Raw genomic sequence first — 18,301 nt, forward strand, 5'->3', positions numbered from 1 at the left:
ACACGCGGCCGCAATGCGTGAGAGAAATCTTGTAACGCAGGTTGCCCCGGCGACGGGGGACCGGGGCAACCACCTTCTTCCTCAGCGGCGGCGCGTCGTCCGCAGCCCGGCCGCCACCAGCAGCGCGACCAGCGCGACCAGCGCCGCGTCCAGGCCCAGTCCCAGCTTGATGCCACCGAGAGTGGCCTCGGCGAAGCCGCTGCCGTCCGCTCGCAGCGCGGCGATATGCGCCGAGGCGACCGCGCTCAGCAGCGGAATGCCGACGGTGAGGCCCACCTGTTGCGAGCTGGTGACCAGCCCGGTGGCCAGGCCCTGCTCGGCGTCCGGCACCCCGGAGGTGGCGGTCACGCCGTAGGAGATGATCGCCCACAGGTGGCCGAGGCCGGCGAGGGTCACCCCGGTCAGGGCCAGCCACATCCCCGTGCCGGTGCCCAGCCCCAGCAGCGCGGCCGTGAAACCGGCCTGCAGCAGCAGCCCGGTCAGCAGGGTGCGGCGGGCGCCGAGCCGGCCGATGACCTTCGGCGCGACGAGGCCGGCGCACGCCGAGACCACACCCTGCACCCCGAAGACCAGACCGGTGTGGAACGCGGACAGCCGCAGCACTTCCTGGAGGTAGAGGGTCAGCAGGAAGATGACGGCGCTCATCATCGCGAAGGTCACCAGGCCCGCCAGATTGCCCCAGGCGACGGTCCGGCGGCGCAGCATCGGCAGCGACACCAGCGGCTGCTCGGCCCGCGACTCCACCCGCACGAACGCGGCCAGCAGCCCCGCCCCCACGATCAGTGTCACCAGCACGTCCGGGCGGCCGAAGCCCTGCTCGGCCGCGGTCGACAGGGCGTAGATCAGCGACAGCAGCCCGCCGGTGACGGTGACCGCGCCGGGCACATCGATCCGCGGCCGCTGGGGGATGGGGGCACCTCCCATGGCCCGTTCAGGGCTATGGGGGAGGGGCTCGGTCAGCAGCAGCGGCGCCGCCGCGAGGACGGCCACCCCGGCCACGGACAGCAGGCCCATGGTGGAGCGCCAGCCCAGCGCATCGGTCATCACCCCGCCCAGCACCATGCCGATGGTGAAACCCAGCGAGAGCACGGTGCCGCTGATGCCCAGCGCGCGCTCGCGCTGCGGGCCCTCGGCGAAGGTGGTGGTGAGCAGCGACATTCCGGTGGGCACGATGATCGCCGCGCCGAGGCCCTGCAGCGCCCGCCCGGCCAGGAAGGCCGCCGGGGACCAGGCCAGCGCGGTCAGCACCGAGGCCGCGGTGAACAGCCCGAGCCCGATGAGGAACAGCCGGCGCCGCCCGTAGAGATCGGCGATCCGGCCGGACAGCAGCAGGAAACCGCCGGAGGGCAGGGCGAACGCGGTGACCGCCCACTGCAGATCGGCCTGGTCCATCCCCAGATCCCTGCCGAGCACGGGAAGCGCCACATTCAGGATGGAGAAGTCCAGCGCGATGATGAATTGCGCGCCGCACAGGAGCAGCAGGATGAGCTTGGCGCGCGGGGTCATCCGTGCGTCGGCGGGGGCGGCGGCCGGTGCGGTGGCTGCGGCCGTCGGTGTATCGGGGGCAACAGCGGTGTCGGTTATCGGCATGGGAAGAGGCTGCGGCCCCGGAATACCGAGTGGGGAGCGGGAACTTATCGTGGTGTCCGCACCACCAGCCACGGCACACAGGGGGAAACACGTGGCCTCGTACACAGCCACCCGGGACACCGCGCGCCGGCGCCAGGATCTGCGCGACTTCCTCCGGAGCCGTCGCGCCCGGGTCACCCCCGCCGAGGCGGGTCTGCCGGACGGCGGCCGCCGCCGCACCCCGGGCCTGCGCCGCGAGGAGGTCGCCGTCCTGGCCGGGGTCGGCGCGTCCTGGTACCAGTGGCTGGAGCAGGGCCGCGACATCACCGTCTCGCCGCAGGTGCTGGACGCGGTCGCCCGGGTCCTGCGGCTCAGCGGCGCCGAGCGCCGGCATCTGTACGTCCTGGCGGGCCTGAACCCGCCGCTGCGGCAGGACGCCGAGGAGCTGGGACTCACCGATGTCTGCGCGGGCCTGCAGCGGCTGATCGACGCCTGGATGCCGTACCCGGCGCACATCATGGACCCGTACTGGAACACCATCGCTCACAACGACGCGGCGCATCTGGTGCTCGGCCACGGCCGCCCCGGTGTCTCGCCGAACTGCCTGATCGCCTTCTTCACCGACCCCGTCTACCGTGCGCGGGCGGCGAGTTGGGAGGCGAACGCCCCCTTGATCGTGGCGCAGTACCGTGCCGCATGGTCGGCGCGGCCCGGTGACGAGGGCTTCGACGAGGTGGTCCGCGAGGCCTCCGAGCTCAGCGAGGAGTTTACCGAGCTGTGGGGGCGCGGCGATGTGCAGGACGGCGGCCAGCTCCACAAGGAGATGGACCATCCGCTCGTCGGCGCCCTGCTCTTCGAGACCACCCAGCTGCGGGTCCCGGTCCGCCCCGATCTCAACATCGTGCTGCACCATCCGCGCCCGGAGACGGACACCGCGGCCAAGCTGGAGTGGCTGACCTCTCCGGAGGGCCGGCGCGGCGGGATGTCCTCGGTCGCGGGCTGACGACCCGGGGCAGGGCAGGGCCGCCGCCCCTTGCCGCCGTCCTCCGCCGCCCCGCATATGCTCGCCCGTATGAGCGAAGCCGCACCGCTGGACCCCGAAGACCGCAAGATCATCACGCTCGCGCGCTCGGCGCGGGCCCGTAACGGCGTGCCCGAGGGCGCCGCCGTCCGCGACGAGACCGGCCGCACCTATGTCGCGGGCACCGTCGCCCTGGACTCGCTGCGGCTCAGCGCGCTGCAGACGGCCGTCGCCATGGCCGTCGCCAGCGGGGCGACGTCCCTGGAGGCCGCGGCCGTGGTCACCGAGGCCGAGCGCGCCACCGACGCCGACCGCGCGGCCGTACGGGACCTCGGCGGCCCCGAGACGCCGGTGCTGGTCGCGGGCCTCGACGGCACCCTGCGCAGCACCGTCCCGGCGGGCGGCACCCCGGCCTGAGCCGGAAGGCCGTACGACGGCGTACGGGGCGGCCCGCCGGCACCGGAGGGCCGCCCCGGGCCGTCCGCGCCCACCCACCGCCGTCTCCGGGCCGGGGTGGTCGGAGACGCGCCCGGGATCGGGGAGAATGGGCGCCATGAGCGTTCGTACCGAGTCCTCCGCCGCGCACCGCGCGGGCTTCGCCTGCTTCGTCGGCCGCCCCAACGCGGGCAAGTCGACCCTGACGAACGCGCTCGTCGGCACGAAGGTGGCCATCACCTCCAACCGCCCGCAGACCACCCGCCACACGGTCCGCGGCATCGTGCACCGCCCCGAGGCCCAGCTGGTCCTCGTCGACACCCCTGGTCTGCACAAACCGCGCACACTGCTGGGTGAGCGGCTGAACGATGTCGTCCGCACCACCTGGTCCGAGGTCGATGTCATCGGCTTCTGTCTGCCCGCCGACCAGAAGATCGGCCCCGGCGACCGCTACATCGCCGGTGAGCTGGCCGACATCAAGAAGACCCCCAAGGTCGCCATCGTCACCAAGACCGACCTGGTCGACAACAAGGCACTGGCCGCCCAGCTCATCGCCATCGACCAGCTCGGCAAGGAGCTGGGCATCGAGTGGGCCGAGATCATCCCGGTCTCCGCGGTCGGTGACGCCCAGGTGTCCCTGCTCGCGGACCTGCTGGTCCCGATGCTCCCCGAGAGCCCGCCGCTCTACCCCGAGGGCGACCTCACCGACGAGCCCGAGCAGGTCATGGTCGCCGAGCTGATCCGCGAGGCCGCGCTGGAGGGCGTCCGCGACGAGCTGCCGCACTCCATCGCGGTGGTCGTCGAGGAGATGCTCCCGCGCGAGGACCGCCCCGCCGACAAGCCGCTCCTCGACATCCACGCCAATGTCTACATCGAGCGCCCCAGCCAGAAGGGCATCATCATCGGCCCCAAGGGCAAGCGGCTGAAGGAGGTCGGCATGAAGTCCCGCAAGCACATCGAGGCTCTGCTGGGCACGCCCGTCTTCCTGGATCTGCACGTCAAGGTCGCCAAGGACTGGCAGCGCGACCCGAAGCAGCTGCGCAAGCTGGGCTTCTGAGCCCGCTCCGGCCCCAGGTCAATACACCTAGGCCACGCCCCGGATCCTGCGTACCAGCAGCGCCCCCAGCAGCCCGATGGCCGCCGCGACGCAGTACAGCACCCGGTAGCCGCCGAGGTGCTGCACGATCGGCGCGGCCAGTGCCGGGGCGGCCACCTGCGGCAGCGCGTTGGCGACGTTGATCAGGCCCATGTCCTTGCCGCGGTGGGCGGCGGCCGGCAGCACCTCCGTCATCAGCGCGAAGTCGACGGACGTGAAGACGCCGAAGCCGACCCCGAGCAGCGCCGCGGCGCACAGCGCGCCCGGCCAGGTCTGCCACCCGGCGAGCAGTCCGGTCGCGGCCGTCATGATCACCCCCGCCCCCAGCACGAACGGCTGCCGGCGGCCGACCCGGTCCGACCAGAGGCCCCCGACGACGACGGTGCCGAGCAGGGTGACGGCGTTGACGGCGGTCAGCACCAGCACCCCGCCGTCCGGGTCCGGACGGTGCAGCACATCCCGCAGGTAGTACAGCAGGTACAGCAGGGCCAGCGCGTTGCCGAGGTTGATCAGGAACCGGGTCAGCCAGGCCCACCCCATATCGGGGTGGCGGCGCGGGCTGATCCAGAATCCGGCGAGCACGGCCCGCCAGGTCAGCGCCGGACGCCGCGCGGCCGGCAGCACCGGGTCCCGGTGCAGCAGCACATACGGGAGGGCGCCCAGCACGACGAATCCGGCACAGGCGAGATAGCCCGCGACCACGCCGCCCGCCACCGTCGCCAGCCCCGTCCCGGCCACCACCCCGAGAATCTGCGCGGCCCCCAGCCAGCCGCCCACCGCCCCGCGCTGCCGTTGCGGCACCCGGTCGGGCACCGCCGCCGTGATCGCCGCGAACGCCGCGTTGAGGGTGAGCTGCACCAGACACCACCCCAGAGCCATCGCCGGCACCGTGCCCGCCCCGGCCAGCAGCACCAGCGCCCCGGCCCCGCCCAGCACCCCCGCGAGGACCCACGGGGCGCGCCGCCCGAACCGCGAGGCCGTACGGTCCGACAGCGCCCCGAACAGCGGGTTGGCCACCATCGAGACGGCGGCCCCCGCGCCCGTCACCCACGCCAGCACCGACTCCTTCGCCGTGCCCGGCGGGGCGAGCTCCGCGGCCTGCAGGGCGAGCAGGATCTGCAGCGGTCCGTACCACCCGACCCAGATCGCCCCGTTGGCCAGCGACAGCGAGGCGGTCCACCCGCGCCCGGCCCGCTCCGTCGGCTCCGCGAGCGCCTCCGGAGCCGTCGGCCGGCTCATCCCCGGGCCTGCTCCCGGAGCGCGTCACGCAGCCAGCGGAACGAGGCCTTGGGCGTCCGCTCCAGCGTCGCAAAGTCCACATGCACCAGCCCGAACCGCCGGGCGTACCCCTCCGCCCATTCGAAGTTGTCCATCAGCGACCAGACGAAGTACCCCTGCACCTCCACCCCGGCCGCCATGGCCGCGTGCAGCGCCCGCAGATGCCCGTCCAGGAAGGCGATCCGCTCCGCGTCCTCGATCCCCTCGTACGAGCACCCGTTCTCGGTGATCACGACGGGCGGCAGCCGGTCGCCGTACCGCTCCTGGAACGACACCAGCAGTTCGGTGAGCGCCTCCGGCACCACCGGCCAGCCGAAGTCGGTCCGCGGATACCCTTCGATCTCCTGGGGCGCAAAGGGCAGTTCGGGCGGCAGCTGAATCCCGCCGAAGTCGGCCGCCCCCGTCCCCTCGGCTCCCGGGGCGCCCACCAGCGTCGGCTGGTAGTAGTTGATCCCGTACCAGTCCAGCGGCTGCGCGATCACCTTCAGATCCTCGGCGACCGGCCCCGGCAGCAGGGCCGCCAGCTCCTCGTCCGGATACCGCCCCAGCAGCACCGGCTCCGCGAACAGCCGGTTGAGCAGCAGGTCATAGAGATCGGCCGCCGCGGTGTCCGCCTCCGACGCGCTCGCCGTCCATGTCGGCCCGTGCGAATTGGCGATCCCGATGTTCGTCGCCCCGCGGGCCCGCAGTGCCTGGACGGCCAGCCCGTGCCCCAGCAGCTGATGGTGTGCCGCCGGCAGCGCCTCGAACAGCAACTGGCGCCCCGGCGCATGCTGTCCCAGCCCGTAGCCCAGCAAGGTCAGTTCGGCCGGCTCATTGAGCGTGATCCACCGCTCCACCCGGTCCCCGAGCCGCTCCGCCACCACGTCCGCGTACGCCGCGAACTTCTCGGCCGTGTCCCGGACGAGCCATCCGCCGCCCTCCTCCAGCGCCTGCGGCGTGTCCCAGTGGAACAGCGTCGGCACCGGGGCGACGCCCGCCGCCAGCAGCGCGTCCACCAGCCGGTCGTAGAAGTCCAGCCCGGCCTTGTTGACCGGCCCGCTCCCGTCCGGCACCACCCGCGGCCAGGCCACCGAGAACCGGTACGCCCCGACCCCGAGCTCCTTCAGCAGCCCCACGTCCTCGCGGTAGCGGTGGTAGTGGCCGGTCGCCACCCACGGATCCGAACCGTCCTTGATCCGCCCTGCCTCCGCCGCGAACACATCCCACGCGGACCGCCCCCGCCCGTCCTCCGCCACCGCCCCCTCGATCTGCGCGGCGGAGGTGGACACCCCCCACACGAAGTCATGGGGGAAGCGGGGCAGGGCACAGGGCACCGGTTCGCTCGTCATGTGCCGGATCTTTGTAACCGGCGGTAACGGTGTCAAGAGGGCGGTGGTGCCCAGGAGTTGACCCGGCAGCGACCCCGCGGTGCCCCCGTGGAGGCGCCTACGCGCCTTCCTTCATCACCTTCGTGATCAGTGACCGCTGTTCCTTCGTGAGGCGCGGGTCGGAGCAGTAGACCGTCCGGCCGTCGACCGTGATCTGGTAGCTGAAGCCGTCCGGAACTCCTACGGGGGGTTCGGTGCGGGCGGTGGCGACGGCCTCTTTGGCCAGGTCCTGCCAGTCGTCGGCATCGGGGCGGCCCGAGGTGTCGATCTCGGCGCGGCGGTCGACGCCCGCAAAGCCTCCGGTGCGGTGGACGTGAATGCGCATAACGGACTCCTCCGACGTCTTCGACGGACTCCTACCCCGTACAGCCACGGTAATCGTGCGCGGGGCGGAAGGCGCTGCCGAATCCTCCCGCCCCGCGCACCGTCGTGCCGCTACTTCGTGGTGACGCCGACCTGTGTCCAGGCCTTGATCATCGCCTCGTGCTCGTCACCGGCGCCGAAGCGGGTCCGGGCGGCCTTGACGGTGAGGGTGGCGAAGTCGGTGAACGTGGCGGTCTTGGTGAGCTCGCCGCCGGTCAGCACGTCGTACCAGATCTGCCCGGCACGCTCCCAGGCCTTGCCGCCGAGGGCGGTGGCGGCCAGGTAGAAGGCGTGGTTGGGGATACCGGAGTTGATGTGCACGCCGCCGTTGTCGTCGGTCGTCTGGACATAGTCCTTCATGGCGGCGGGCTGCGGGTCCTTGCCGAGGACGTCGTCGTCGTAGGCGGTGCCCGGGGCCTTCATCGAGCGCAGGGCGGTGCCGGTGACGTTCGGGCCGAGCAGGTCGGCGCCGATCAGCCAGTCGGCCTGGTCGGCGGTGTGCCCGAGGGCGTACTGCTTGATCAGCACGCCGAAGACGTCGGAGACCGACTCGTTGAGGGCGCCGGACTGGCCCTGGTAGTCGAGGTTGGCGGTGTACTGGGTGACCCCGTGGGTGAGCTCGTGGCCGATCACGTCGACCGAGATCGTGAAGTCCTTGAACAGGTCGTTGTCGCCGTCACCGAAGACCATCCGCTCGCCGTCCCAGAAGGCGTTGTCGTACCGCCGCCCGTAGTGGACGGTCGCGTTGAGCGGTAGTCCGGCGCCGTCGATGGACTTACGGCCGTAGATCTTGAGGTAGAGCTCGAAGGTGGCGCCCAGGCCGGCGTGTGCGCGGTTGACGGAGGCGTCCTTGGACGGGCCGTCGGATTCGCTGCGCACCTTCGTGCCGGGCAGGTCCTCGTGGTGGCGGGCGTCGTAGATGGTGCGGTTCGGCTTGTCGGCGCCGGCTCCGGGCTCGCCGGGGGTCAGGCCGCCGCGGTCGGCGATCGCGCGGCGCTCGGTGCGCCGTACGTGGTCGTGCTCCAGGGTGCGGCGGGCGGGCTCGTGCCGGTCCGGGTCGTCGGACTGGGCCAGGTTGTCGAGGATGTGCGGCGGGATGATCGTGCAGAAGACGGGCGTGTGGCAGGTGGCGGGATCTGGCTGCGCGTCGTTGAGGTCCATGCACAAACGGTGGCACTCTGTAATGCCGCTGTCACTGCCTGCGTCCAAGATTCCCGTAAAAGTGTGGTTGGTCGCATTTAGGCCGTAACGTCCGTCCGGTCCCGCATACTGATACGCGACCGCCATACAGGGCGTACCTCGGCTAGGGTGCTGTGCATCATGCGTTTCGGGCTGCTTCTCCTTAGCTGCCGCGGCGAGGGCCTGTAGTCGTAGGCCGACCCCCTCCCCGCGGAGTTCGGTGTTGCGATCTATCGCCCCGTCGGCCTCTCCCTGGCTCTTCCGGAGCAGGGGGACCCCCAGCGGACACACGAGGAGCCCTACGCACCATGACGAATCCGTCGAGCCCCGCAGGTCATGCCGTCGGCCGGCCCACCCCGGTCACCAACACGACGCAGCTGCAGCGGCCCTCCGGGATGCCGGTCCACAAGTACGGCCGCTACGAAGCGGTCGACATCCCCGACCGCACCTGGCCCGACAACCGCATCACCGTCGCGCCCCGCTGGCTCTCCACCGACCTGCGGGACGGCAACCAGGCGCTGATCGACCCGATGTCGCCCGCCCGTAAGCGCGAGATGTTCGATCTGCTGGTGCGCATGGGCTACAAGGAGATCGAGGTCGGCTTCCCCTCCTCCGGGGAGACGGACTTCGCGTTCGTCCGCTCGATCATCGAAGAGGGCGCGATCCCCGAGGACGTGACGATCTCCGTCCTGACGCAGGCACGCGAGGAGCTGATCGAGCGCACCGTCGAGTCACTGCGCGGCGCCCACCGCGCCACGGTGCACCTGTACAACGCCACCGCCCCCACCTTCCGCCGGGTCGTCTTCCGCGGCTCGAAGGAGCAGGTCAAGCAGATCGCCGTGGACGGCACCCGGCTGGTCATGGAGTACGCCGACAAGATCCTCGGCGACGAGACGATCTTCGGCTACCAGTACAGCCCCGAGATCTTCACCGACACCGAGCTGGACTTCGCGCTGGAGGTCTGCGAGGCGGTCTGTGACGTCTGGCAGCCCGAAGAGGGCCGCGAGATCATCCTGAACCTGCCCGCCACCGTCGAGCGCTCCACGCCGTCCACCCACGCCGACCGCTTCGAGTGGATGTCGCGCAACCTGTCCCGGCGCGAGCACGTATGCCTGTCCGTACACCCGCACAACGACCGGGGCACCGCCGTCGCCGCCGCCGAGCTGGCGATCATGGCGGGGGCCGACCGGATCGAGGGCTGTCTGTTCGGGCAGGGCGAGCGCACCGGCAATGTCGACCTGGTGACGCTGGGCATGAACCTGTTCTCCCAGGGCGTCGACCCGCAGATCGACTTCTCGCAGATCGACGAGATCCGTCGCACGAGCGAGTACTGCAACCAGATGGAGATCCACCCGCGCCACCCCTACGCGGGCGATCTGGTCTACACCGCCTTCTCCGGCTCCCACCAGGACGCCATCAAGAAGGGCTTCGACGCCATGGAGGCCGAGGCCGCCGCCGCCGGCAAGACCGTGGACGACATCGAGTGGGCGGTCCCGTACCTGCCCATCGACCCCAAGGACGTCGGCCGCTCCTACGAGGCCGTCATCCGCGTCAACTCGCAGTCCGGCAAGGGCGGTATCGCCTACGTCCTGAAGAACGACCACAAGCTGGAACTGCCGCGCCGGATGCAGATCGAGTTCTCCCGGATCATCCAGGAGAAGACCGACGCCGAGGGCGGCGAGGTCACGCCGACCGCCATCTGGTCGGCCTTCCAGGACGAGTACCTGCCCAACCCCGAGAACCCGTGGGGCCGCATCCAGGTCAAGAACGGCCAGACCACCACCGACAAGGACGGCATCGACACCCTCACCGTCGAGGCCGAGGTGGACGGTGCGGAGACGGTGCTGGTCGGCACCGGCAACGGCCCGATCTCCGCGTTCTTCGACGCGCTGCAGAGCATCGACGTCGACGCGCGGCTGCTGGACTACCAGGAGCACACCATGAGCGAGGGCGCCTCCTCGCTGGCCGCCTCGTACATCGAGTGCGCGATCGGTGACAAGGTCCTGTGGGGCATCGGTATCGACGCCAACACCACGCGCGCCTCACTGAAGGCCGTCGTCTCCGCCGTGAACCGCGCGGGCCGCTGACCCGGCACGGCCGCCTCCTCCCGCGCCCCCGTGGCTCTCACCGAGCCGCGGGGGCGCCGTTGTGCGACCCCGCCACCTGAAGGTGGGGTTTGGACTCCGCGCCTGTCACGGTGAGTAAGTGATTCAGTACGTTTGGTGATCAGCGCCCGTCGGACAGGCCGCGGCGCGGACACCAAGGACGTGCAGATGAGCAGACATGGCATGCCCGCACTCTCCCGGCTGGCCGTCGCGGCGGTTGCCTCGCTCGCCGTGGTGGCCTCCGCATTCGCCCCGGCGGCATCCGGGGCCCCGGCCCGGACGGCCGACCGCCCGGAGTACGTGGCGCTCGGCGACTCGTACAGCGCCGGGGTGTTCGTCCGCCCCTGGGAGGAGCACGACGGCTGCGGCCGCTCCGGGCGCAACTACCCGCATCAGGTGGCCGGTCAGCTCGGATACGAGCTGACGGATGTGACCTGCGGGGCCGCCGAGGTGGTCGACGGTGTCCTTGCGCCCCAGCCCGCCTCCAAGATCTACGGGCCGCCGACCACCCCGCCCCCGGGCGGCTGGTCCGATCTGCCTGCGCAGGTCGACGCGTTGTCCCCGGAGACCGACTACGTGACCGTCGGCATCGGCGGCAACTCCCTCGGCTTCGGGCCCATCGTGAAAAAGTGCCTCGAACTGGGCGCCACCAAGCCCCTGCAGCTCCGGCCCTGTACCAACCACTACAGCAACGGCGGTGCGGGCGAGGACTGGCTGGAGGAGCAGTTCACCCGGCTCGACACCGACCTCGCCCGCATGATGACGGTGATCCACCGGCGCGCACCGCACGCCCGGGTCGCCGTCGTGGGCTACCCGGCCATCGTCCCCGACAACACCGGCTGCGGTTTCTGGCACTGGAACCAGCTCGGCAGCGTCAAGAAGGGCGATATGCCCTGGCTCGACGGCCTCGAACTGCATCTGAACGCGCTGCTGGAGAAGCACGCCGCGTACCACGCCGCGAGCTATGTCGACACCTACGGGCCGAGTGCGGCGCACGGGGTGTGCGAGAGCGGCGACGCCAAGTGGATGTACGGCATCAAGGACAACCTCACCGGTGACGGCGACCAGACCGACCCGCCGAACGAGACGTGCCGCTCCCTTCCCGGTGCCGGTGAGGCCTGCACCTTCGTCCACCCCAACGCCCGCGGTCTGGACAACCAGACACGACAGGTGAGCCGGGCGCTGATGACCCCGTAAGACTGACACCGGTCCCGGCGCGGCCCCTGCCGTACCCCCCACCGGTTTTGGCCAAGCCGGGCCCCGTCAGGAGCGGACCCCTCAGCCGCCCCACCCGTCGCCCGCCTCCTCATGGCCATGCCCTTCACGGCGTCCATAGGCCCCGTCCCCTACCTTCCGGAGGGGCGGGGTCCTTCGTCATCCGGCCAGTTGTCCGGTACGGGGTGCTGACGCCGCATCACGTATGTGGCTAACATCACGTCCCATACGACGAGGGGGCCGTGGGGGTACTCCCCCAGCTACCGCTGGGGGCCCCACCCGTGTCCGGAGGGGCACGGGTGAGTTACGGAGGGCTGACGTGATGCACAAGATGTGTGTGATGGGCGTGCGCACGTCCTGGCGGACCGTCGCCGATGGCGAGTTCTTCTGCCCGGACTGCGGCGGGGACCGCAACTACCTCCGCCGGACCGGCCGTCGCCGGCTCACCCTCCTCGGCCTGCCGCTCCTCTCGCGCGGCGCAACCGGACCGGTCCTGGAGTGCTCCGCCTGCCACGGCCACTTCGGCCCGGACGCCCTGGACCACCCCACCACCCTCCGCTTCTCGGCGATGCTCAGGGACGCCGTCCACACCGTCACCCTCGCGCTGCTGGCCGCCGGCGGCACCTCCTCCCGCGCGGTCCGCGACACCGCCGTCGACACGGTCCGTGCGGCCGGCTTCGCGGACTGCTCCGAGGACGAGCTGCTGACCCTGCTCGCCGCCCTCGCCGCCGACACCGGCCGGCTGACCGGCACCTATGACGCGGTGACCGGCGGCCACTGCGGCCACCAGGGCCTGGACCCGTGCGGCACCGCGCTGGCCATAGAGCTCCATGAGGCGCTGGAACCGCTCGCCCCGCATCTCGCCCCCGCGGGCCGGGAGTCCCTCCTCCTCCAGGCCGCCCGTATCGCCCTCGCCGACGGCTCCTACACGCCCGCGGAACGCGAGGTGCTGAGCACGGTCGGCAGCGCCCTCATGCTGCGCCCCGCCGAGACGAACCGCCTGCTGGCGGCGGCGCGTACGCCGTCCTGAGCCCTGGAGAACGGCGGAAAGCCCCGCCATCCCAAACGGGGTGACGGGGTCGGGTACCGGGAGCGACCGGACCGGTTCAGGCCGGGGTCAGACGGACCGGCAGGGTGCGCAGGCCGCCCGAGATGAAGCCGCTGGTGGGTTCCAACTGCTCTGCCGGGGTGGCCAGTTGAAGGTTGGGGAAGCGGGCGAAGAGGGCCGGGAGGGCGATCCGGGCCTCCATACGGGCCAGCGGGGCGCCGAGGCAGTGGTGGACGCCGTGGCCGAACGCGAGGTGCTCCTGGCGGGTCCGCCGGATGTCGAAGTCGGCGGCCGTGTCGCCGTGGAACGCGGCGTCCCGTCCGGCCGCCGCGTACGCCGGGAGGATCGCCTCGCCCTTGCGGATGGTCGGACCGTCCGGGATGTCGATGTCCTCCACGGCGAAGCGGAGCGGGAGGGCGGCGATGCTCGGGGCCCAGCGGAGGGTCTCCTCGATGACGTCGGCCCAGGGGACCTGGCCCGACAGCACCGGCTTGAGCTGCTCGGGGTGGGTCAGCAGGGCGTGCACGGCGTTGCCGAGGAGATCGACGGTGGTCTCGTGACCGGCGCCGATGACGAGCAGGAGGGTGTCCAGCAGCTCCTGCTCGGTCATCCGCTGGCCCTCGTCGTCCCGCGCGGAGACCAGGAGGCTGGTGAGGTCGTCGGCCGGGTTCTCCCGCTTGCTGCCGACCAGTTCGGACAGCAGCGCATGGACGCCCGCCGCGGTGGCGCCGGCCTGCTCCGGGGTGGCCGTGGTGTCCATGATGGCCTCGACGAGGCGGGCGAGTTCGGCGCGCTGCTCGCCCTCCGGGAAGCCGAACAGCTCACAGATGACCTGCATGGGCAGCGGGTGGTTGAAACGCGCCCGCAGGTCCAGGGGCTCGCCCTCGGGGTGCGTGGCGAGGTCGTCCAGCAGCGCCATGGTGATGCTCTCCACGCGCGGCAGGATCGCGTCGGTGCGGCGGGCCGTGAACGCCGGGGCGATCAGCTTGCGCAGCCGCCGGTGATCGGCGCCGTACGCGGTGAACATGTTGGTGACGCCGATCCAGGACTGCAGCCAGCTGCTGCGGATCTCCTCGCGCTGCCAGGCCGGCCAGTGGTCCCGGGGGTTCTTGGAGACCCGGTCGTCGGTCAGCAGCTGCTTGAGGAGGGTGTGGCTGGTGACCGACCAGGCCTCGATACCGCCGGGCAGCTCGGTCCGCGCCACCGGGCCTAGTGCGCGGAGGCGGGCTGCCTCCCCGTGGATGTCGCTTCCGACCGGGTCGATGACGAAGGGCTGCTGTCCCTGTTGTGCCATGGAGTTGCTCCTGCCTGGTCGGGGGTGATGGGGGTGAAGCGGGCCGGGAGCCCGACGAGTGCCCGGTGGAAGGCGCCGTTGCGCCACTGCAACTCGCTTGCGTCCACGGCCAGTTCGATGTCGGAGAGCCAGGCCGTGAGCCGCTCGATCGCGGTGGTGGCGATCAGCAGCGCATGCCGCTTCACGGGACAGGCGTGCGGACCCGCCGCCCAGGACAGGTGTGAGCCGCCGCCCGAACCGGGCGTCCCCAGCGACGTGGTGTCGAACTGGCTGTTGGCGGCCGCGTACGACACCATCACCAGCTGCCCCTTGCGCACCCAGGTGCCGTGGAAGAAGACGTCACGGACCGGGAAGTGGGCGGAGTAGTTCGTCAGCGGCGGGTCGTTCCACAGCACCTCGTTGATGGCGTCGTGCGCGGTCAGCGCGCCACCGGACAGGGTGTTGTAGTAACGGTCGTCGGAGAGCATCCGCGACAGCGCGTTGCCGATGAGGTTGGCGAGCGGTTCGTTGCCCGCGCCCATCGTGAGGATGATGTTGTGGATCAGTTCCTCGTCGTTGAGCGCGTTGGGGTGGTCCATGAACCAGGACGTCAGGTCCGGACCGCGCTCGGCCTTCTTGGAGCCGACCAGCTCCATGATGTAGTTCGTGTACGCCTCGTTGGCGGCCGCGGCCTCCTCGGGGGAGGTGCCGTCCAGCATCCCCGCGATGGCCTCGATGAGCCGGTCGCTGTAGGAGTCGGGCATCCCGAAGAGGTTGTTGAACATCAGCAGCGGGATCAGCCGCGCGTAGTCGGCGATCAGATCGACCTCGCCGTGCGCGCCGAAGCGCTGGATCAGGGTGTCCGCGGCGTGGTGGACGCGGGCCCGCAGCTCATGCGGCTCGACCAGCTTGAAGCTGTCGACGACGACGTCCCGGTAGCGGACGTGCGCCGGCCCGTCGGCGTAGAAGATGTTGGGGCGCCACATCAGCATCGGCATGACCGGCGAGTCCGCGGGGACGGTCGTCATCCACTCACGGGAGTCCTTGGACCAGGTGCTGTCGTCGTGCAGCAGGTCGAGGGCCGCCCGGTAGTCGGTGACCAGCATCGCGGTCACCTCCGGCGCGATCTCGACCGGCGCCAGCGCCCCGTACTGGCGCAGCTGTGCGTAGATGCGGTGCGGGTCGGCGGCGAAATCCGGTCCGTAGAGCTTCACCGGCGTGTGGGCGTCGGGCTGGGCCGGTGCCTGCTGGTACGGGGCGGCGTGCGCCGGGCAGCCCGGTGGCGGTACGGCTCCCGGCTGGTGCGGGGAAGTCACGGGTTCGGGTTCTCCTCGGGGGTGTGGGCCAGGACGTGCCCGACGAGCGCGATCAGCGCGTCGACGGACTGCTCCCGGTCGCGGGCATCGCACAGCACCAGCGGCGTCTCGGGATGCAGATCGAGCGCCTCGCGGAGCTTTTCGACGTCGTACTGGGGCGCGTCGGGGAAGGTGTTGACCGCGACCGCGTAGCGCAGCCCGGCCTCCTCGACGATGTCCATCACCTCGAAGGAGTCCGCCAGCCGGCGGGTGTCCGCGAGGACGAGGGCGCCCAGTGCGCCGCGGGCGATGTCCTGCCACAGGGGACGGAAGCGCTTCTGTCCGGGCGTGCCGAACAGGTACAGCACCAGGTCCCCGGGCAGGGTCAGCCGCCCGAAGTCGATGGCGACGGTGGTGGTGGTCTTCTCCCGTACTCCGGCGAGATCGTCAACGGCGGCGCCGGTCTGGGTCATGACCTCTTCGGTGTGCAGCGGCGGGGTTTCCGACAGCGCACGGATGAGGGTCGTCTTGCCGACCCCGAACGGTCCCGCGATCAGCAGTTTGACCAGTGTCTGGTTCTCGCCGGAGAGGTACATGCTGCCGGTGCTCGCGCCGGTGCCGGGGCTAGGACTTGAGAGAGCGGAGTCCATCGAGAACCCTCTCCAGGATGTGTCGGTCGAATTGCTCGGCTTCGGGGATGGGGGCACGGGCGTGCAGCCGCCCGGCGTCGACGAGGTCGGCCACCAGCACCTTCACCACGCTCACGGGCAGGTGAAGGTGGGCGGCGACCTCGGCCAGAGACAGCGCCCCGGGCTGCAGCAGCTCCAGGATGCGGTGCTCCTCCGGGCGTACCTCACTGGTGATCGGCATTCCCACGCTGTGCAGCAGGGTGAGCCGGTCCAAGGTGTTGCGGCTGGGCTGGGCGCGTCCGCCGGTCGCCAGATAGGCCGGTACGAGGCGCCTGCCGCTGCTCTGGCGCGGGGTCATGCCGGGTTACCGAGGTCCCGTGCCCGGCTGTTCATGACCTTGTTGCCCAGGGTCGTGACCTGGACCTGCATATGGTGCGCGACCACACCCATGTTCACCTCCGGGCCGGCGAAGACGGCCAGGCAGGTGTTCTCGCCGGCCGGTATCGCGAAGACGAAGCCTTCATCGGACTCGATCACGGTCTGCCGCAGCCGGGTGTCGTCCTTCTCGGCGAACGCCGCGGTGACGGCACGGCCCGCACCCTGCAGCGCGGACATCATCGCGGCGACACCCTCGGCGGAGTCCCGCTTCAGGCCGGGCGAGGAGCCCTCGATGAATCCGTCGCCGGAGATGACTGCTGCGTGAATAACATGCGGCAACTCCAGGAGGGGCGCCAGCACCCAGGACTTGTCCTCGGCAACACGGCGGCGGGTGGGGCTGTTCATTACTGGGAGTTCCCTTCGGGACTGCGAGGGGGTTCTGACTGGGCGGCTGCCCGGCCGGATTCGGTGCCGCGCTGGAGCGCGGCCCAGCGGGTTCCGGTCTCTTCCGGGGAGCGCGGCGGAGCCGACTCGGTGCGCGCGGCACTCTCGTCGAGTTCGGACACGGGCTTCCGGCGCCGCCGGCGCGGCAGTTCCCCTTCGGCCTGCTGGGCGGGTGCCTCGTAGGAAGGGGCGGGCGCGGGCTGTGCGGCGGGTGCGGGCTGCGCGGGGGGCGCGGCGGCGGCCTGCGACGGCGTCGCGGAACCGGTGGGCAGCACGGAGGCGGAACGATCCGGCACCGCGGAACGGTGCGGCAGAGGAGCCATCACGGACATCGGCTGGGCGCTCTCGTCGAGGACGGTGAGGAGGGGGTCACCCGGGATGTACACGACCGCACGCACCCCGCCGTACGGCGAGGGCTCGACATGCACCCCGAAGCCGTACTGGCGCACCAGCTGACCGGCCGCCGCGAACCCGGACCGCGGCGGGTCACCGAGCTGGGTGAGCAGCAGGTCCTCGTCACCCGACAGCAGCTCCATCGCCGCCTTGATCTCGTCGTCGTGCATGCCGACGCCGTAGTCGTCGACGATGACCGAGGCGCCGCGGTTGCCCTGCTGGAGGGTGATGGTGACGGGCAGTTCACGGTGCGAGTGGTGCAGCGCGTTGGCCAGCAGCTCGGTCACGGTGATCGCGATCGGCTCCACGGCCCGCGCGACCACCGCGACCGGGTCACGCAGCTGATTGCTGACGTTCACGCGCTCGTAGCCGCGCAGCCGGGAGGTGGCGCCGACGACCAGCTCGGCGAGGTAGGAGTCCTCGCGGGTCAGGCCCGGCCAGGCGCCGCAGACGACGCCGGTGGCCTGGATGCGCCGCAGCGCCTGCTCGTTGAGGAAGTCGGCGTTCAGCAGGTCCTGGGCGACGTTCGGGTCGTCGTAGCGGTGCTGCATCTCCTGCAGCGACGTCTGGAGCTGGTAGAGCAGCGCCTGGATGGTGGTGGTCGCCCCGCGGAGGGTGGACTGGGCGGCGGCGTCCACCCGCGCCCGCTCCTTGGTGATCGCGTCGCTGACCTGCTCCAGTACGGCGTTCAGCGCCTGCTCGGTCTCCGACCCGGTGAACCGCGCGTCCAGCAGCCCCGGTACGGGCACATGGGGGTGGGCCAGCGCCAGCGTCAGGTCGGGGAGCCGGCTACCGGCCAGATGCCGGATCTCGGCCTCGGTGGCGCGCAGCCGGGCCGTCAGCTCCGTATTGCTGTGGAGCGTGGCGCTGTTCTGTTCCTCAGCGGCGGACAGGCGCCTTCTCAGGTCCGCGCGCTGCCTGCCCGCACGGATCGAGAGCGCCGCCAGGACCACGGCGGCGGCCGTACCTGCGCTGAGGCACCACAACAGCGCCTCCGGTATGGATGTCATCGAGATCCTCAATTGGGGTACTGACTGGATCGGCCGGCCTTCACGGCGATGTGCTGCCGAACATCACCGGATGCTACCGGGCAGTTGACGTGCCGTGAGGGCCACTTCCCAGGGGCGACTGAGAAGTGCGGAAGGTCGTCTTCCGCCCGCGATGACCCGGACCATAACGTGATGTGGCCCCGTCATCCAGTGAGATGGCG

Annotated in this window: 17 protein-coding genes; 6 read left to right on the plus strand and 11 right to left on the minus strand. The window is 71.1% G+C overall.

The window, feature by feature from the left end; genetic code table 11:
- Positions 1–81 precede the first annotated feature (81 nt).
- On the minus strand, positions 82–1,590 hold the full coding sequence (locus tag SLV14N_RS27010; RefSeq protein WP_263271453.1) for an MFS transporter: 1,509 nt from the start codon (positions 1,588–1,590) through the stop codon (positions 82–84).
- Between the two features lie 91 nt (positions 1,591–1,681).
- Here SLV14N_RS27010 and SLV14N_RS27015 point away from each other — a divergent pair, with 91 nt between their 5' ends.
- The 3 genes from SLV14N_RS27015 to era all read left to right on the plus strand — a co-directional run bounded on the left by SLV14N_RS27015 (position 1,682) and on the right by era (position 4,082).
- Positions 1,682–2,572, plus strand: a complete 891-nt coding sequence (locus tag SLV14N_RS27015) for a helix-turn-helix transcriptional regulator (RefSeq protein ID WP_208684325.1) — start codon at positions 1,682–1,684, stop codon at positions 2,570–2,572.
- 69 nt (positions 2,573–2,641) lie between these two features.
- Entirely contained in the window at positions 2,642–3,007 is a 366-nt protein-coding gene (locus SLV14N_RS27020) for a cytidine deaminase (protein ID WP_208684327.1), read from the plus strand.
- A gap of 136 nt (positions 3,008–3,143) precedes the next feature.
- Positions 3,144–4,082 carry a GTPase Era gene (era, locus tag SLV14N_RS27025; RefSeq protein WP_042155493.1) on the plus strand — a complete coding sequence of 313 codons (939 nt, stop codon included), beginning with the start codon at positions 3,144–3,146 and terminating at the stop codon, positions 4,080–4,082.
- Positions 4,083–4,109: 27 nt separating this feature from the next.
- Here the strand turns inward: era and SLV14N_RS27030 are convergent, their stop codons facing one another.
- The 4 genes from SLV14N_RS27030 to SLV14N_RS27045 all read right to left on the minus strand — a co-directional run bounded on the left by SLV14N_RS27030 (position 4,110) and on the right by SLV14N_RS27045 (position 8,293).
- Positions 4,110–5,360 (minus strand): MFS transporter, encoded by a 1,251-nt coding sequence (locus SLV14N_RS27030; protein ID WP_208684329.1) that lies wholly within the window; start codon positions 5,358–5,360, stop codon positions 4,110–4,112.
- The gene (locus tag SLV14N_RS27035; RefSeq protein ID WP_263271454.1) at positions 5,357–6,730 is read right to left on the minus strand and encodes a GH1 family beta-glucosidase; all 1,374 of its coding nucleotides are present in this window, start codon (positions 6,728–6,730) and stop codon (positions 5,357–5,359) included. Before SLV14N_RS27035 ends, SLV14N_RS27030 begins: the two co-directional genes overlap by 4 nt.
- Before the next feature lie 97 nt (positions 6,731–6,827).
- On the minus strand, positions 6,828–7,094 hold the full coding sequence (locus tag SLV14N_RS27040) for a protealysin inhibitor emfourin (RefSeq protein ID WP_018088185.1): 267 nt from the start codon (positions 7,092–7,094) through the stop codon (positions 6,828–6,830).
- 110 nt (positions 7,095–7,204) lie between these two features.
- A complete protein-coding gene (locus tag SLV14N_RS27045) occupies positions 7,205–8,293 on the minus strand; it encodes a M4 family metallopeptidase (RefSeq protein ID WP_263271455.1) in 1,089 nt (362 codons plus the stop codon).
- A gap of 326 nt (positions 8,294–8,619) precedes the next feature.
- On the opposite strand from SLV14N_RS27045, the gene leuA reads away from it, so the two are divergent.
- The 3 genes from leuA to SLV14N_RS27060 all read left to right on the plus strand — a co-directional run bounded on the left by leuA (position 8,620) and on the right by SLV14N_RS27060 (position 12,661).
- On the plus strand, positions 8,620–10,398 hold the full coding sequence (gene leuA, locus SLV14N_RS27050; RefSeq protein ID WP_208684335.1) for a 2-isopropylmalate synthase: 1,779 nt from the start codon (positions 8,620–8,622) through the stop codon (positions 10,396–10,398).
- A gap of 186 nt (positions 10,399–10,584) precedes the next feature.
- Positions 10,585–11,613, plus strand: a complete 1,029-nt coding sequence (locus SLV14N_RS27055; RefSeq protein ID WP_263271456.1) for an SGNH/GDSL hydrolase family protein — start codon at positions 10,585–10,587, stop codon at positions 11,611–11,613.
- Positions 11,614–11,953: 340 nt separating this feature from the next.
- Complete coding sequence (locus tag SLV14N_RS27060) at positions 11,954–12,661, plus strand: TerB family tellurite resistance protein (RefSeq protein WP_093644151.1); 708 nt, start codon at positions 11,954–11,956, stop codon at positions 12,659–12,661.
- Positions 12,662–12,737: 76 nt separating this feature from the next.
- On the opposite strand, the gene SLV14N_RS27065 is transcribed toward SLV14N_RS27060, so the two are convergent.
- Genes SLV14N_RS27065 through SLV14N_RS27090 form a run of 6 tightly spaced genes read right to left on the minus strand, consistent with a single transcriptional unit; the run spans position 12,738 to position 18,101 of the window.
- Positions 12,738–13,973 (minus strand): cytochrome P450, encoded by a 1,236-nt coding sequence (locus SLV14N_RS27065; protein WP_263271457.1) that lies wholly within the window; start codon positions 13,971–13,973, stop codon positions 12,738–12,740.
- Entirely contained in the window at positions 13,889–15,268 is a 1,380-nt protein-coding gene (locus tag SLV14N_RS27070; RefSeq protein ID WP_263271458.1) for a cytochrome P450, read from the minus strand. Before SLV14N_RS27070 ends, SLV14N_RS27065 begins: the two co-directional genes overlap by 85 nt.
- Entirely contained in the window at positions 15,265–15,843 is a 579-nt protein-coding gene (locus SLV14N_RS27075; protein WP_127155136.1) for an ATP/GTP-binding protein, read from the minus strand. The genes SLV14N_RS27070 and SLV14N_RS27075 overlap by 4 nt, the downstream gene beginning before the upstream one ends.
- 28 nt (positions 15,844–15,871) lie before the next feature.
- Entirely contained in the window at positions 15,872–16,234 is a 363-nt protein-coding gene (locus SLV14N_RS27080; RefSeq protein ID WP_085927072.1) for a DUF742 domain-containing protein, read from the minus strand.
- Positions 16,231–16,659, minus strand: coding sequence for a roadblock/LC7 domain-containing protein (locus tag SLV14N_RS27085; RefSeq protein WP_208684342.1), 429 nt, complete (start codon positions 16,657–16,659; stop codon positions 16,231–16,233). The genes SLV14N_RS27080 and SLV14N_RS27085 overlap by 4 nt, the downstream gene beginning before the upstream one ends.
- Positions 16,659–18,101: an ATP-binding protein gene (locus SLV14N_RS27090; RefSeq protein ID WP_208684344.1), complete on the minus strand. Its 1,443-nt coding sequence runs from the start codon at positions 18,099–18,101 to the stop codon at positions 16,659–16,661. The genes SLV14N_RS27085 and SLV14N_RS27090 overlap by 1 nt, the downstream gene beginning before the upstream one ends.
- Positions 18,102–18,301: the final 200 nt, after the last annotated feature.

The sequence above is a fragment of the Streptomyces sp. Je 1-4 4N24 genome, assembly GCF_026239515.1.
GTDB classification, from domain to species: Bacteria; Actinomycetota; Actinomycetes; order Streptomycetales; family Streptomycetaceae; genus Streptomyces; species Streptomyces nigrescens.